The organism is Promicromonospora sp. NFX87 (genome assembly GCF_048564965.1).
Taxonomy (GTDB): Bacteria; Actinomycetota; Actinomycetes; order Actinomycetales; family Cellulomonadaceae; genus Promicromonospora.
Genome location: NZ_CP183413.1, coordinates 3,111,928 through 3,126,126, shown reverse-complemented (window position 1 = coordinate 3,126,126; position 14,199 = coordinate 3,111,928). Strand labels below are relative to the sequence as shown.

Annotated in this window: 13 protein-coding genes; 11 read left to right on the top strand and 2 right to left on the bottom strand. The window is 72.2% G+C overall.

The features are described from left to right. Positions 1-235 precede the first annotated feature (235 nt). The 6 genes from ACNYC2_RS14010 to ACNYC2_RS13985 all read left to right on the top strand — a co-directional run bounded on the left by ACNYC2_RS14010 (position 236) and on the right by ACNYC2_RS13985 (position 7,597). Positions 236-1,135 carry a branched-chain amino acid ABC transporter permease gene (locus ACNYC2_RS14010; protein WP_419707608.1) on the top strand — a complete coding sequence of 300 codons (900 nt, stop codon included), beginning with the start codon at positions 236-238 and terminating at the stop codon, positions 1,133-1,135. A gap of 11 nt (positions 1,136-1,146) precedes the next feature. After that, entirely contained in the window at positions 1,147-2,214 is a 1,068-nt protein-coding gene (locus ACNYC2_RS14005) for a branched-chain amino acid ABC transporter permease (protein ID WP_419707607.1), read from the top strand. A gap of 5 nt (positions 2,215-2,219) precedes the next feature. Then, positions 2,220-3,494 (top strand): ABC transporter substrate-binding protein, encoded by a 1,275-nt coding sequence (locus ACNYC2_RS14000; RefSeq protein ID WP_419707606.1) that lies wholly within the window; start codon positions 2,220-2,222, stop codon positions 3,492-3,494. A 67-nt stretch (positions 3,495-3,561) separates the two neighbouring features. Continuing rightward, a complete protein-coding gene (locus ACNYC2_RS13995; protein WP_419707605.1) occupies positions 3,562-4,659 on the top strand; it encodes a phosphotransferase family protein in 1,098 nt (365 codons plus the stop codon). Beyond that, positions 4,659-5,948 (top strand): acyl-CoA dehydrogenase family protein, encoded by a 1,290-nt coding sequence (locus tag ACNYC2_RS13990; RefSeq protein WP_419707604.1) that lies wholly within the window; start codon positions 4,659-4,661, stop codon positions 5,946-5,948. The genes ACNYC2_RS13995 and ACNYC2_RS13990 overlap by 1 nt, the downstream gene beginning before the upstream one ends. Beyond that, positions 5,945-7,597, top strand: coding sequence for an AMP-binding protein (locus ACNYC2_RS13985; RefSeq protein ID WP_419707603.1), 1,653 nt, complete (start codon positions 5,945-5,947; stop codon positions 7,595-7,597). Before ACNYC2_RS13990 ends, ACNYC2_RS13985 begins: the two co-directional genes overlap by 4 nt. Positions 7,598-7,679: 82 nt before the next feature. Here the strand turns inward: ACNYC2_RS13985 and ACNYC2_RS13980 are convergent, their stop codons facing one another. Further along, the gene (locus ACNYC2_RS13980) at positions 7,680-8,099 is read right to left on the bottom strand and encodes an acyl-CoA thioesterase (RefSeq protein WP_419707602.1); all 420 of its coding nucleotides are present in this window, start codon (positions 8,097-8,099) and stop codon (positions 7,680-7,682) included. A 142-nt stretch (positions 8,100-8,241) separates the two neighbouring features. Here ACNYC2_RS13980 and ACNYC2_RS13975 point away from each other — a divergent pair, with 142 nt between their 5' ends. The 5 genes from ACNYC2_RS13975 to ACNYC2_RS13955 all read left to right on the top strand — a co-directional run bounded on the left by ACNYC2_RS13975 (position 8,242) and on the right by ACNYC2_RS13955 (position 13,137). Then, positions 8,242-9,441, top strand: coding sequence for an acyl-CoA dehydrogenase family protein (locus ACNYC2_RS13975; RefSeq protein ID WP_419707601.1), 1,200 nt, complete (start codon positions 8,242-8,244; stop codon positions 9,439-9,441). A 71-nt stretch (positions 9,442-9,512) separates the two neighbouring features. Further along, positions 9,513-10,736, top strand: a complete 1,224-nt coding sequence (locus tag ACNYC2_RS13970) for an acetyl-CoA C-acetyltransferase (RefSeq protein ID WP_419707600.1) — start codon at positions 9,513-9,515, stop codon at positions 10,734-10,736. Then, positions 10,736-11,863: a zinc-binding dehydrogenase gene (locus ACNYC2_RS13965; protein WP_419707599.1), complete on the top strand. Its 1,128-nt coding sequence runs from the start codon at positions 10,736-10,738 to the stop codon at positions 11,861-11,863. The genes ACNYC2_RS13970 and ACNYC2_RS13965 overlap by 1 nt, the downstream gene beginning before the upstream one ends. 51 nt (positions 11,864-11,914) lie before the next feature. Further along, positions 11,915-12,664: a 3-oxoacyl-ACP reductase FabG gene (fabG, locus tag ACNYC2_RS13960; protein ID WP_419707598.1), complete on the top strand. Its 750-nt coding sequence runs from the start codon at positions 11,915-11,917 to the stop codon at positions 12,662-12,664. Then, a complete protein-coding gene (locus ACNYC2_RS13955) occupies positions 12,661-13,137 on the top strand; it encodes a MaoC family dehydratase (RefSeq protein ID WP_419707597.1) in 477 nt (158 codons plus the stop codon). The genes fabG and ACNYC2_RS13955 overlap by 4 nt, the downstream gene beginning before the upstream one ends. Before the next feature lie 385 nt (positions 13,138-13,522). Here the strand turns inward: ACNYC2_RS13955 and ACNYC2_RS13950 are convergent, their stop codons facing one another. After that, positions 13,523-14,149 (bottom strand): hypothetical protein, encoded by a 627-nt coding sequence (locus ACNYC2_RS13950; protein WP_419707596.1) that lies wholly within the window; start codon positions 14,147-14,149, stop codon positions 13,523-13,525. Positions 14,150-14,199 lie beyond the last annotated feature (50 nt).

The following is a 14,199-nucleotide window of genomic DNA, read 5'->3' as shown; positions in this document are numbered from 1 at the left end:
CGTGGCCCAGCTGCTCGGCGTGCTCCGCGACCAGGCGGAGGCCACCGGCCTCACCGTGCTCCTGGCCGAGCAGAACGTCACGGGCGCGCTGTCGGTCGCCGACCGCGGCGTCGTCCTGTCCCTCGGGGAGGTCGTCGCCGACCGCCCGGCCGCCGAGCTGGCCGCCGACCCCGCCCTCCGCCACGCCTACCTGGGCTTCTGACATGGCTTCTGACATGGCTACTCAGGTGGCGACATGACCGAGATGGATCCCGCCGTGGAAAGACTCGTGTTCCTGATGTCGACCGGGCTGGCGCGCGGCGCCGTCCTCGCGCTCTTCGCGCTGTCGCTCGTGATCGTCTACCGGGCCGCGCGGGCGGTGAACTTCGCCCAGGCCGCGATGGCGATCGTGCCCGTGTACGTGGCGTTCGCCGTGACGACGGCGAGCGGCTCCTACTGGCTCGGGCTGGCCTGCGCCCTCGTGACCGGCGCGCTGCTCGGCGCCGTCGTCGAACGATGGCTCCTGCGCCTGGTCCCCCAGGACAACCCGCTGCCCGGCATCATCGTGGCCATCGGCCTGGTCATGGTGCTCCAGGCCGGGCTCGCCATCGCCTTCGGGCCCGACCACCGGCCCGTGCACGCGCCCTTCTCGCAGCGGCCCTTCGACGTCGGCGGGGTCAGCGTGCTGAGCCCCTACGACCTGTTCGTGCTGGTCGTGGCCGCCGTCGTGATGGGCGGGTTCGCGATCCTGTTCAACCGCACCTCCATCGGCCTCCAGCTGCGCGCCGCCGCCTTCGCCCCCGAGACCTCCCGGCTGCTCGGCGTCCGCGTGCCCCGCATGGTGACCCTCGGCTGGATGCTCTCCATCGCGACCGCGGCGCTCGCGGCCCTCCTGCTGGTGCCCACCGGGCTCGGCCTGGACCCGCACGCCGCCGACGTGCTGTTCGTCAACGCCTTCGCCGCCGCCGTCATCGGCGGGCTGGACTCGCCGGTCGGGGCGCTGGTCGCGGGCCTGGTCGTCGGCGTGCTCGCGAGCCTCGTGACCGGGTACGCGTCGGCCGCGACGGCGCCGCTGGCCGTGCTCGCCCTGCTCACGGTCGTGCTGCTCGTGCGACCGCACGGACTCTTCGCGGCGAGGGAGGCACGAGCAGCATGAGGACTCACGGTATGAGGCTCCTGCTGCGCGCCGGCCTGCTCACCCTGCTGGCCCTGGGCGCCACCTTCCTGCTCGACCCCTACCGCAACTACCAGCTCGCGACCTCCGCCGGGGTGTTCGCCGCCGTCGCGGGCCTCACCCTGCTGGTCGGCCTCACCGGGCAGCTCTCCCTCGGGCACGCGGTGCTCATGGCCGCCGGCGGGTACGGGTACGCCCTGACCGCGACCTGGGTGGCGGACGCACTGGCCGGGGCCGGGGGAGAGGTGGCAGACGGCGTCGTCGGCTGGCTGCTGCCCCTGCTCGCCGGGGTGGCCGGGGCGCTCGTCGCCTCGGGTGCGCTCGGCCTGCTGCTCGGGCTCGCGGCGGCCCGGCTGCGCGGTCCCTACCTCGCGGGCCTGACGCTCGCCCTGGTGATCGCGCTGCCCTCGGCGGCGAGCACGATCCCGGGACTGTCGGGGGCGCAGGGCATCAGCGCGCCGTTCGTGCCCGTGCCCGACGCGCTCGCCGCCCTCATCGCGGTCGAGCAGTGGCACGCCTGGCTCGCGATCCTTGTGACCGCCTGCGTCGTCACGCCCCTGGTCGCCCTGCGCGCGGGACGCGCCGGCCTGCGCATGCGCGCGGTGCACGACGACGAGACGGCGGCCCGGCTCGCCGGCGTCGACCCCGGCCGCGTCAAGGCCGGGGCGTTCGTGATCAGCTCGCTCGCCGCGGGCCTGGGCGGCGTGGTGCTCGCGATAGTGACGCAGCAGGTCAGCCCCGGAGCCTACGGACTCGGGTTCTCGCTGCTGCTCGTGGTCGCCGCCGTGGTCGGCGGGCTCGGCTCGCTCGGGGGCGCCGCCATCGGGGCGGTGCTCGTGACGCTGCTGCCCTGGGTGGTCGACCAGGCCACCGCACCGCTGCCCGCCGACCTCGGGCACCGACTGCAGGGGAACCTCGAGATCGTCCTGTTCGGCGTGGTGGTGGTCGTCGTCACCGTGCTCTGGCCGGGCGGGCTCTCGCGACTTCTCCGGACCAGAAAGCTTTCCAAGAACGCCCGACTTTCCCAGAACACGCAGCTCTTCCAGAACACAGAGAGGTGATCGGAATGCGCACCACACGATCCACTGCACGGTCCACCGCCATCGCGGCCACGATGGGCCTGGCCGCCGCCACTGCCCTGTCGGCCTGCTCCACCCCCGCGGCCGCCGAGGTCCCCGGCGTCGCCGACGACAAGGTGGTCATCGGCACGCACCAGCCGCTCACGGGACCGGCTGCGGCAGGCTTCGCGTCGATCTCGGCGGCCACCGCCGCGTACTTCGAGTACGTCAACGCGAACGGCGGCATCCACGGCCGCGAGATCGAGTACATCGTCAAGGACGACGGCTACAACCCCGCCAACACCCAGACGGTGGTGCGCGAGCTGGTCCAGGAGGACGAGGTCTTCGCGATCGTCAACGGGCTCGGCACGCCCACGCACTCCAGCGTGCTCGACTACCTGGACCAGAACGGCGTGCCCGACCTGTTCGTCGCGTCGGGCTCCCTCACCTGGAACGAGCCGGAGGAGTACCCGAACACGTTCGGCTTCAACGCCGACTACGTGACCGAGGGCGCGGCCCTCGCGCAGCATGCGCTCGACACCGACCCGGACGCCGTCGTCTGCGTGCTGGGGCAGGACGACGACTTCGGCGCGGGCATCCTCCAGGGCGTCGAGCTCGTGGTCGGCGCGGGCGAGGTCGCGACCAACCAGACCTACTCCACGGCCGACCAGGACGTCACCGCGCAGCTCGGCGCCATGAAGGAGGCCGGCTGCACGCACAACGTGCTCGGCACCATCAACGGCTTCACGGCGCTGGCCGTCGGCACGGCCGCGCAGATGGAGTGGTTCCCGAAGTGGCACGTGTCCTCCTCGGGCGCCGACTACCCGACGCTCGCGGAGTACCTGGGCGAGGAGGGCACGCCGGCGCTGGAGGGTCTGGTCTCGGTGAACTACCTGCCCAACAGCCCGTCGTCGGAGTGGTACGAGCTGTTCTCCCAGATCAACGAGGAGTACAACGACGGCGCGCCCTACACGGGCAACACCACCTACGGCATGAGTGTGGGTTACCAGTTCGCCGAGGCGCTCGCCGCGGCGGGCGAGAACCCGACGAGGGAGTCGATTGTGGCGGCGGTGGAGTCCGGTGACCTGAAGGGCAACGGCATCGCGCCGCTGACCTACTCCGCGGACGACCACTTCGGGCACCGCACCGTCCGGATCGCCGTCGTGGCCGACGGCGCGCAGGACTTCACCGACAGCGCCTACGAGGTGTCCGAGGCGGGCGCCACCGCCGTCGAACCGGAGCAGGCGCCGCTCGAGAACGAGGGCGTCCCGGCCACTGAATGACCCCGCCCCGGGCAGGGGGCACCGGAGACATCGCGCACGACGACCTCGGGCGCACGAGAGGGGAACCATGACGCACGAACTACCCGGCCTGGACGTCGCGGGCCTGGCCGCCTGGCTGGCCCGGGAGCACCCGGAGCTGGCGGATCCCGCCGGCCCGGGCCTGACCGCGAGCCTCATCACCGGCGGGCGCAGCAACCTCACCTATCGGGTGGACGGCGCCGCGCTGCCGCTCGTGGTGCGGCGCCCGCCGCTGGGGCACGTGCTGTCCAGCGCGCACGACATGCGGCGCGAGCACCGGGTCATCACCGCCCTGGCGGGGACCATCCCGGTGCCGCGCACCGTCGCGGTGGTGGACGACACGGAGCGGGCCGAGGTCACGGGCACGGTGTTCTTCGTCATGGAGCACGTGGCGGGCACGGTGCTGGCCCGCCCGGAGCACAACGCGGCCTGGACCCGCGAGGGGCTCGGCCGGCTCGGCGTCGAGCTGGCCGAGGTCCTCGCGGACCTCCACGCCACCGATCCGGCGGCCGTGGGGCTCGCCGACTTCGGCCGGCCCGCCGGGTACCTCGGGCGCCAGATGAAGACCTGGCGGCGCCAGTACGACGCCTCCCGGTCGCGGCCCCAGCCGCTCCTGGACACGCTCCAGGAGCGGCTGGAGGCGGCGGTGCCCGACGACGCCGGGCGCACCGCCATCGTGCACGGCGACTACCGGCTCGACAACGCGCTGGTGGCCGGCCCGCCCGATGCTCCGCGGATCGCGGCGGTGCTCGACTGGGAGATGGCGACCCTCGGCGACCCGCTCGTGGACCTCGGCATGCTCGGCATGTACTGGCGCATCCGGGAGCTGACCACCTCCGCCGGGATCGACGTCGTGCCGGGGGCGATCGTGCCCGGCGCCGGCTACCCCGACTTCGACGAGGTCATCGACACCTACGCCGCCCGCGCCCGGATCGCCGTGCCCGACCTCTCCTGGTACCGCGCGTTCGCCTGCTACAAGCTCGCGGTCATCCTCGAGGGCATCCACTACCGGTTCACCGGCGGGCAGACCGTCGGCGACGGGTTCGACCGGATCGGGGAGCTGGTTCAGCCGCTGGCAGCCGAGGGGCTGGACCGGCTCGCCGACACCCCGCCCGGGACCACCACCACGACAGCAGGAGGAGCCTGATGGACTTCGCCCCCGACGCCACCACGCGCGAGATCACCCGGCGGGTCAGGGTCTTCGTCGCGGACGAGGTGCTGCCCGCCGAGCCCGTGCTCGCCGGCCAGCTCGCCGCCACCCCCGGCGACTGGTCCTTCCGGCCGGTCGTGCGCCACCTGCAGGCCACCGCGCGCGAGCGCGGGCTGTGGAACCTGTTCCTGCCCCCGGGCGGGCCCGTCGGCGCACGCGGCGGCGGCCTGACCAACCTGCAGTACGCGCCCGTCGCCGAGCTCACCGGGTACAGCCCCAAGCTCGCGCCCGTCGCCATGAACTGCGCCGCCCCCGACACCGGCAACATGGAGCTGCTCGCGCACTTCGCCACGCCCGAGCAGCGCGAACGCTGGCTCGACCCGCTGCTGGACGGCACCCAGCGGTCCGCGTTCTGCATGACCGAGCCCGCCGTCGCGTCGTCGGACGCCACGAACATCGCGACGAGCATCGTGCGCGACGGCGACGACTACGTCATCACCGGCCGCAAGTGGTTCGCCACCGGCGCCATGAACCCCGACTGCGGCCTGCTGATCGTCATGGGGAAGACGGACACCGGCGAGACAGGCGCGGCCGCGCCCCGGCACCGGCAGCAGTCCATGGTGCTCGTGCCCCGCGACACCCCCGGCGTCACCGTCGTGCGCGGCCTGACCGTGCTGGGCTACGACGACCGCGACCACGGCGGCCACGCCGAGATCGTCTTCGACGACGTCCGCGTGCCCGCCGCCAACCTGCTGGGCGGCGAGGGCGAGGGGTTCGCGATGGCGCAGGCCCGCCTCGGCCCGGGCCGCATCCACCACTGCATGCGCGCGCTCGGCATCGCCGAACGCGCGATGGACCTCGTGCGCGAGCGGGCCGGCGAGCGGGTCGCGTTCGGCGGGCCGCTCGCCGACCGGGGCGTCGTGCGCGAATGGCTCGCCCTCTCGCGCATCGAGATCGAGTCCCTGCGCCTGCTCGTGCTCAAGACCGCCTGGCTCATGGACACGGTGGGCAACAAGGCCGCCATGACCGAGATCCAGGCCATCAAGATCGCGGTACCCCGCGCCGTCGGGCAGATCCTGGACCGCGCCGTCCAGGTCTTCGGCGCCGCGGGGGTCTCCGGCGACCACCCCCTGGCCGAGCTGTTCGCGGGCGTCCGCACCCTGCGCCTGGCCGACGGCCCCGACGAGGTGCACCTCGCGTCCCTCGGCCGGGCCGAGCTCCGCCGTCGCGCACCGTTCCTGACCCAGCCCGCACCCCACCCCTCCCCGGAAGGAGATCCGACATGACGCACACCCCAGGCGTCCTGCCCGAACCCGTCGCTCGCCGCGCGGCCGACCGCGCCGTCGACCGCGCCGTCGACGGTCCTGGCTACGGCACCCTCTCGATCGCGAGCATCCTCGCCGAGACCGCCGGCCGGTTCCCCGAACGCACCGCGCTGTACTTCATGGGCCGGCCCACCACCTACGGCGACCTCTGGGACCAGACCCGCGCGTACGCGGGGGCGCTCGCGGCCCGCGGGATCGGGCCGGGCTCGCGCGTGGCGATGATCGTGCCGAACGTCCCCGACTTCGCGCGCGTCTACTACGCGACGCTCGCGCTCGGCGCCGTCGTGATCCCCGTGCACCTGCTGTTCCGCAGCGACGAGATCGAGTTCGTCCTGAGGGACGCGGGGGCCGACGTCGTCGTGGTCGCCGCCCCGATGCTGGCGGAGGCCGCGCCCGCCGCCGCGAAGGCGGGCGTGCCGCTGGTCACGGTGCTGATGCCCGAGGGCACCGCCCGGCAGCTGGAGGTGGCGCGCTTCGAGGACGAGGCGGCCGCCGCGACCCCGATCGAGCGGCACGTGGGCACGAACCCGCTGGCCGCCGCCACGATCCTGTACACGAGCGGCACCACGGGCACCCCGAAGGGCGCGGTGGGGTCGCACCTGGCGATGGTCGAGCAGGTGCACTGCTCGCTGATCGACTCGTTCGACCTGCGGCCCGACGACGTCGTCTACGGCGGCCTGCCGTTCTTCCACTCGTTCGGCCAGATGGCGGTGCTGAACATGGCCTTCCGGCGGGCGGCGTCCATCATCCTGCTGCCCAAGTTCGACCCCGACGAGGCCCTCGAGCTGCTCGTGGCCCACGGCGCCACGGTGTTCACGGCGGTGCCGACCAACTTCGCCGGGATGGTCGAGGCGGCCCGGCGCTCGGCGGCGCGGCCCCCGCTGCGGTACGCGGTGTCCGGCGGAGCGGCCCTGCCGGTGGCGCTGCTGGAGGCGTTCGAGGAGGCGTACGGCGCGCAGGTGCACGAGGGGTACGGGCTGACGGAGACGTCGCCGTCGTGCACCTTCAACGTGACCTCCGAGCCGATCCGGCCCGGGACCGTTGGCCGCTCGATGTGGGGCGTCGACGTCGCGGTGGCGGTCGCCGAGGTGGAGGACCGGGTGGAGCTGTTGCCTGCGCCGTCGGCCGGTTCAGGGGAGACCAGCGAGCTGGGCGAGATAGTGGTCCGCGGGCACAACCTGATGAAGGGGTACCTGGGCCGGCCGGACGCCTCGGCGGCGGCCGTCGTGGACGGCTGGTTCCGCACGGGCGACCTCGGGACCGTGGACGCCGACGGCATCGTCACGATCGTGGACCGCAAGAAGGACATGATCATCCGCAACGGCTACAACGTGTATCCGACGGAGGTCGAGGCGGTGCTGGCCCGCTACCCGGGTGTCGCCATGGCGGCGGTGTTCGGCGTGCCCGACGAGGTGCGCGGGCAGGAGGTGCACGCCGCCGTCGTGCCGTCCTACGGGGCGGACGTCGACCCGGACGCCCTGGTCGCGTACATGAAGGAGCACGTGGCGGCGTACAAGTACCCACGCGTGGTGCACGTCTCCCCGGACCTGCCCCTGGGCCCGAGCGGCAAGGTCCTCAAGCGCGAGCTGACAACCAGATACTCGTCGTGACGTGGACGATGGTCCGCCACGATCAAGCGGTTGCGCCTGGAAACCCGGTGTTCTCCAGGCGCAACCGCTTGATCACGGCGGACTATCGCGCCAGCGGGGGCAGGTGTTCCGCGACCGCCTCGCGGATTCCGACCGGGACCGGGACCGGGCGGCGGGCCGTCTGGTCGACGAACACGTGCGTGAAGCTGCCCGTCGCGTACGGCTCGCCGCGGTCGGGCGCGCCCGCGCGGAGGATCGCCAGGTCCCAGGTGAGCGACGTCCGCCCGAGGCGCCCGACGGCGACGTCGACCTCTATCTCGTCCGGGAACGACACCGGCGCCAGGAACTCGCACGACGACGCCCGGGCGAGCCCGATCACGTCGCCCGCGGGGTCCATGCCGGCCTGCCGGATGAGCCACGTGTTCACCGCCGTGTCCATGGCCACGTAGTAGACGGCGTTGTTCATGTGCCCGTACTGGTCGTTGTCGTTCCAGCGCAGGGGGAAGGGGTGTCGATAGCCCATATCGGCAGCGTAGCGCGGCTCAGGGGAAGGGGTGCAACATTTTCGTGATTGATGCATACTGGACACCGACTGGTCGGTCGGTGCTGACCGCCAGTGCCGTGACCAGTACCGACCAACCAGATCGACGACGATCGGAGGACCGATGACGCTCGTACCCGAGTCGCCCCGCACGGACATCCTGGAGGCCGACTTCTACTCGTTCCAGGACCTGCTCACCCCGGCCGAGCAGAAGAAGGCGCTGGCCGTCCGCGAGTTCATGGAGCGCGAGGTGCGCCCCATCGCCGACGACTACTGGGAGCGCGCCGAGTGCCCCGTGCACCTGTTCAAGCCCTACGCGCAGCTCGGCACCATCGGGTCGGGCTGGGCCGAGACGCAGGGCGAGGAGACCTCCGCCGTCTTCCGCGGCTGGGTCGGCATGGAGACGGCCCGCGTGGACTCGTCGTTCTGCACCTTCATCGGGGTGTCCGGCGGCCTGGCGATGACGTCGATCGGCGTCGGCGGCTCCGCCGAGCAGCGTGAGAAGTGGCTCCCGCCCATGGCGAGCGGCGACCTCATCGGCGCGTTCGGGCTCACCGAGCCGCTGGCCGGCTCCGACACCGCCAAGGGCCTGCGCACCACCGCCACCCGCACGGGCGACACCTGGGTGCTGAACGGCGCCAAGCGCTGGATCGGCAACGCGACGTTCGCCGACGTCGTCGTCATCTGGGCCAAGGACACCGCCGACGACCAGGTCAAGGGCTTCCTGGTGCGCAAGGGCACGCCGGGCTTCACGGCCACCAAGATCGAGCGCAAGCAGTCGCTGCGCATCGTGCAGAACGCGGACATCGTGCTCGACGGCGTAGAGGTGCACGAGGCCGACCGCCTGGCGCACATCAACAACTTCCGCGACCTGGCCAAGGTGCTCCGGATCACCCGCGACGGCGTCTCCTGGCAGGCGCTCGGCACCATGGTCGGCGCCTATGAGGCCGCCGTGGCGTACACCAAGCAGCGCGAGCAGTTCGGCAACCCGATCGCGAGCTACCAGCTCATCCAGGACAAGCTCGCCACCGCGTACGCGAACGTCACCGCGGGCTTCGCCATGTGCGTGCGCGTGGCCCAGCTCCAGGACAACGGCACCCAGACCGACGCCCACGCCGCGATGGCCAAGGCGTTCGTCACCACCCGTATGCGGGAGACCGTCGCGCTGTGCCGCGAGGCGTGCGGCGGCAACGGCATCACGCTGGACCACGGCGTGGCCCGGTTCTTCGCCGACGCCGAGGCCGTGTACACGTTCGAGGGCACCAAGGACATGAACCAGCTCATCGTGGGCCGGGCGATCACCGGCCACGCGGCGTTCGTCTGAGCCGGGCTGTTCTACCGTCGCACCGTCGCCGTATCGTCACACCACGGCTCAGCACAGCTCAAGGAGGAGTTATGACCGAGGCCTACATCGTCGCGACCGCCCGCTCGCCCATCGGGCGCGCGCACAAGGGGTCGCTCAAGGACGTCCGCCCCGACGACCTCGCCGCCATGATGGTCGCAGCCGCCGTCGAACAGGTGCCGGGCCTGGACCCGGGTCGGATCGACGACCTGCTGCTCGGCTGCGGCCTGCCCGGCGGCAAGCAGGGCATGAACATGGCCCGGATCGTCGCGGTGCTGTGCGGCTGGGACACCGTGCCCGGCGCGACCGTGACGCGCTACTGCAGCTCCAGCCTGCAGACCACGCGCATGGCGTTCCACGCCATCAAGGCGGGCGAGGGCGACGTCTTCGTGTCCGCGGGCGTCGAGTCCGTGAGCTCGTTCGCCACCGGGTCGAGCGACTACATCCCGGGCGTGGACCTGCAGAATCCGGTGTTCACCGACGCCCTGGCCCGCACGGAGAAGCGCGCCGGGTCGGGGACCGGGCTGTGGACCGACCCGCGCCTGGAGGGCGTGCTGCCCGACGCGTACATCAGCATGGGCCAGACCGCGGAGAACGTCGCCGCCCTGCGCGACGTCACGCGCGCGGACCAGGACGAGTTCGCCGCCCGCAGCCAGCAGCGCGCGCAGGCAGGGATCGCGGCGGGATTCTGGGCCCGGGACATCACGCCGGTCACCCTCGCCGACGGCACGGTGGTCTCCGCCGACGACGGCCCCCGGGCCGGCACCACCGTGGAGACGCTCGCGACGCTCGAGCCGGTGTTCCGCCCCGACGGCACCGTCACCGCGGGCAACGCCTGCCCCCTGAACGACGGCGCCGCCGCTCTCGTGATCGTCTCGGACCGGATCGTGGACGAGCTGGGCCTGCGGCCGCTGGCCCGCATCGTGTCCACGGGGGTCAGCGGGCTGTCGCCCGAGATCATGGGCCTCGGTCCCGTCGACGCCAGCCGGCAGGCGCTGCGCCGCGCCGGGCTCACGGTCGACGACATGGACCGGGTCGAGATCAACGAGGCGTTCGCCGCCCAGGTGATCCCCTCGGCGCGCGAGCTCGGCGTCGACGAGGAGAGGCTGAACGTCAACGGCGGCGCGATCGCCGTCGGGCACCCGTTCGGGATGACCGGGGCGCGCATCACGTCCACCCTGATCAACGCGCTCGCGGACGCCGGAGGCCAGTACGGTCTGGAGACGATGTGCGTGGGCGGAGGTCAGGGCATGGCGATGGTGCTGGAGAGGCTTTGATGCGGATCACCGGTGCGGTGCTGGAGCGCTGCGGCGCGCCCGCGCCCTACGCGGAGTCCCGGCCGGTGACGGTCGGGCCGCTGGAGCTCGGCCCGCCGCAGGACGGCGAGATCCTGGTGCGGATCGAGGTGGCCGGGCTGTGCCACTCCGACCTGTCGGTCGTGGACGGCAACCGCGTGCGGCCGGTGCCGATGCTGCTCGGCCACGAGGCGGCGGGCATCGTGGAGGGTGTCGGCGCGGGTGTGCGCCTCGCCGTCGGGCAACGGGTGGTCATGACGTTCCTGCCGCGCTGCGGGGAGTGTGCCGAGTGCGCCACCGACGGTCGCCTGCCCTGCTCCGTGGGGTCGGCGGCCAACGGCGCCGGGACGCTCGTGGGTGGCGGACGGCGGCTGAGCCGTTCCGTCCCGGCCGGCGGGGTCCCGGCCGGCGGGGTCCAGGAGGTGCACCACCACCTCGGGGTGAGCGCGTTCGCGACCCACGCCGTGGTGTCCGAGACCTCGGTGGTGCCCGTGGACGACGACGTCCCGCCCGACGTCGCCGCCCTGCTCGGCTGCGCGGTCCTGACCGGCGGCGGCGCCGTCGTGAACGCCGGGCGGCCGACGCCGGGGGACCGCGTGGCCGTCGTGGGCCTGGGCGGCGTCGGCATGGCGGCGCTCCTGGTGGCCGTCGCGCTCGGGCACGAGGTGATCGGCGTCGATGCCGTGCCCGCCAAGCTGGAGCTGGCGCGCGAGCTGGGTGCGGTGGCCGCCGTCGGGCCGCAGGAGGCCGTCGAGCAGGGGCTGCGTGCGCCGGTCGTGATCGAGGCCGCGGGCTCGGCCCGGGCCTTCGAGACCGCGTACGCCCTCACCGCGCCCGGCGGGACCACCGTCACGGTGGGGCTGCCGCACCCCGACGCCCGGGCGAGCATCTCGCCGCTCAGCCTCACCGCCGAGGCCCGCACGGTCGTGGGCTCCTACCTCGGATCGGCGGTGCCCAGCCGCGACATCCCGCGCTACGTCGAGCTGTGGCGCGCCGGACGGCTGCCCCTGGACCGGCTCGTCTCCGACCGCATCACCCTGGACGACCTGCCCGCCGCGCTCGACCGCCTCGCCTCCGGTGCGGCGCTGCGGCAGCTCGTGACCTTCTGACCTGTCATCCCTGGCTTACCTGCCATCGTTCGCAACGAGAGGAAACACCTCATGACCCGCACTGCCATCGTCACCGGAGCGGCCCGCGGCATCGGCGCCGCCACTGCCCGCCGGCTCGCGAAGGACGGCTACGCCGTCGCCGTCCTGGACCTGCTGGAGGAGCAGGCCAAGGCCACGGCGGAAGCCATCGTGGCCGACGGCGGCCGCGCGCTCGCCGTGGGTGTCGACGTCGCCGACGAGCAGTCGGTCGCGGACGCCGTCGCCCGCGTCACCGCCGAGCTCGGCGCGCCCACCGTGCTCGTGAACAACGCCGGCATCCTGCGTGACAACCTGCTGTTCAAGATGTCCGTAGGCGACTGGGACTCCGTGCTCGGGGTGCACCTGCGGGGCGCGTTCCTCATGACCCGGGCCGTGCAGGCGCACATGGTGGAGGCCAAGTTCGGGCGCATCGTGAACCTGTCCTCGACCTCGGCGCTCGGCAACCGCGGCCAGGCCAACTACTCGGCCGCCAAGGCCGGCATGCAGGGCTTCACCAAGACCCTGGCGATCGAGCTCGGCAAGTTCGGCGTCACCGCGAACGCCGTCGCCCCCGGGGTGATCGAGACCGACATGATCCGCGAGACGGCCGAGCGCATCGGCATGCCGCTGGCCGACTACCTGGGCGTGGCGGCCAAGGACGTGCCCGTCGGTCGTGTGGGTCAGCCCGAGGACATCGCCAACGCCGTGTCGTTCTTCTGCGCGGAGCAGTCCGGGTTCGTGTCGGGCCAGGTGCTGTACGTGGCGGGCGGGCCGAAGGCATGAGCGTCGACGGGAGCGGCGTCATCACCGTCGACTCGCCGGCGGCGCTCGCGGACGCCGTGGGGCGGACGGCCACGGGTGACTGGTTCGAGATCACCCAGGAGCGGATCAGCGCGTTCGCCGACGCCACCGAGGACCACCAGTGGATCCACCTCGACGCCGAGCGGGCGGCCGCCGGGCCGTTCGGCTCCACCGTCGCGCACGGGTACCTCACGCTGTCGCTGCTGTCGCACCTGGCGGCGCCGCTCATCTCGGTCTCCGGCGCCGCGATGGTGATGAACTACGGCCTGGACCGGCTGCGGTTCCTCGCCCCGGTGCCGGCCGGCTCGCGCGTGCGGGCCCACACCGAGATCCTCTCCGCCGACCCGGCGCCCACCGGTGTACGCCTCGCGGCCAAGGTCACCGTGGAGATCGAGGGCTCCGAGAAGCCGGCGTTGGTCGCGCACACGCTGTCGCTCTACGTGCCGGAGGCCTGAGCGCCGCTGTCGGGGCTGCCGGACTGTCGCGAGCGGGTTCGCCGGCCCGGCAGTCCGGAGACGAGGCCCAGAAGTGAGGTAGCCCCGGGTGGCAGGTGCCAGGTCCGTTGAAATTTGTTCGCCCTGGCCCCGTGTAATTGACGTGAGCTGAGTTGTTCGGCTGCGCCCGCAAACCCAGGGCGCAGTCGAACGTGGTTAACCCTGCACTTCCGGCACATTGACCCGTTGGCCCGTGGTCGGTGAGGGGCGGCGCGACGGCCCGCGTGACCCTTTCGTGCAGCAGTCCCGAGTGAAGTCCTTGGTCTAGTCCTTCACGAGGCCGAAGTCTGCGACGAGCACGGCGCCGGCGCCGAATTCCTTCAACGGGATGCTCTGAAGGCTGATGTCACGATGCAAGGCCGCCGCGGGCTCGGATTGACTCGCGGAGCTCTTCGATCGCTTGGTCGAGCGCCGTGGTGTTCGGGTCGAGTGTCATGATCTGGGTGTCACGGAACCTCATGAACCCGAGTGATCCCCAGACCTCGAGAAGCTTCGCCTCGCCCGCTCGAATCGTCTCCTCATCCCCCGAGTACGCGTACTGGTAGGGGTGGGCGTGAAGCGCGACGGCGCCGACACCTGCCGTGAGCTCCCGCAAGATGAGTCCGATCAGGTAGCGTCCGACACCACCGAGATGCTGCCAGTCAGGCAGGGTTGAACCGCGGTCCACGAGGAGCAGGTCGCTCCACGGTTCGACCAGTTCGAGCTCGTCGCGTAGGTCGTCGGAGTCGTTGAGCAGCGGCAGGAACCACGCAGTGTCGACGGATGGAGCATCGAGGGCGTGGCGGAGGTTGAAGTCCCGGCTCATACGGAACCCGGAGACTTCGGCCGGGACGCTTAGATCCTGGGGTATCGCTTCGTGCTCGACAAGGGCCTGCCCGAACCATGTCATTGGATGATCGAGGGTTTCGGATCCCCCGAAGAGCGTGCGTCTGATGTCGATCGTAATCTCGACGTGATCGAGAGCATCGATCATCTGCTGAGTGTCCATGCTTCGCCTGCCTCCCACCGAAACCGTACGTGATC

What these genes read in the sequence shown, in the direction of transcription:
- ACNYC2_RS13980 (WP_419707602.1), bottom strand. Translation starts at nt 8,099, where the DNA reads ATGGGCTATCGACACCCCTTCCCCCTGCGCTGGAACGACAACGACCAG.
- ACNYC2_RS14000 (WP_419707606.1), top strand. Translation starts at nt 2,220, where the DNA reads ATGCGCACCACACGATCCACTGCACGGTCCACCGCCATCGCGGCCACG.
- ACNYC2_RS13950 (WP_419707596.1), bottom strand. Translation starts at nt 14,149, where the DNA reads ATGATCGATGCTCTCGATCACGTCGAGATTACGATCGACATCAGACGC.
- ACNYC2_RS13995 (WP_419707605.1), top strand. Translation starts at nt 3,562, where the DNA reads ATGACGCACGAACTACCCGGCCTGGACGTCGCGGGCCTGGCCGCCTGG.
- ACNYC2_RS14005 (WP_419707607.1), top strand. Translation starts at nt 1,147, where the DNA reads ATGAGGCTCCTGCTGCGCGCCGGCCTGCTCACCCTGCTGGCCCTGGGC.
- ACNYC2_RS13955 (WP_419707597.1), top strand. Translation starts at nt 12,661, where the DNA reads ATGAGCGTCGACGGGAGCGGCGTCATCACCGTCGACTCGCCGGCGGCG.
- ACNYC2_RS13970 (WP_419707600.1), top strand. Translation starts at nt 9,513, where the DNA reads ATGACCGAGGCCTACATCGTCGCGACCGCCCGCTCGCCCATCGGGCGC.
- ACNYC2_RS13990 (WP_419707604.1), top strand. Translation starts at nt 4,659, where the DNA reads ATGGACTTCGCCCCCGACGCCACCACGCGCGAGATCACCCGGCGGGTC.
- ACNYC2_RS13965 (WP_419707599.1), top strand. Translation starts at nt 10,736, where the DNA reads ATGCGGATCACCGGTGCGGTGCTGGAGCGCTGCGGCGCGCCCGCGCCC.
- fabG (WP_419707598.1), top strand. Translation starts at nt 11,915, where the DNA reads ATGACCCGCACTGCCATCGTCACCGGAGCGGCCCGCGGCATCGGCGCC.
- ACNYC2_RS13975 (WP_419707601.1), top strand. Translation starts at nt 8,242, where the DNA reads ATGACGCTCGTACCCGAGTCGCCCCGCACGGACATCCTGGAGGCCGAC.
- ACNYC2_RS13985 (WP_419707603.1), top strand. Translation starts at nt 5,945, where the DNA reads ATGACGCACACCCCAGGCGTCCTGCCCGAACCCGTCGCTCGCCGCGCG.
- ACNYC2_RS14010 (WP_419707608.1), top strand. Translation starts at nt 236, where the DNA reads ATGACCGAGATGGATCCCGCCGTGGAAAGACTCGTGTTCCTGATGTCG.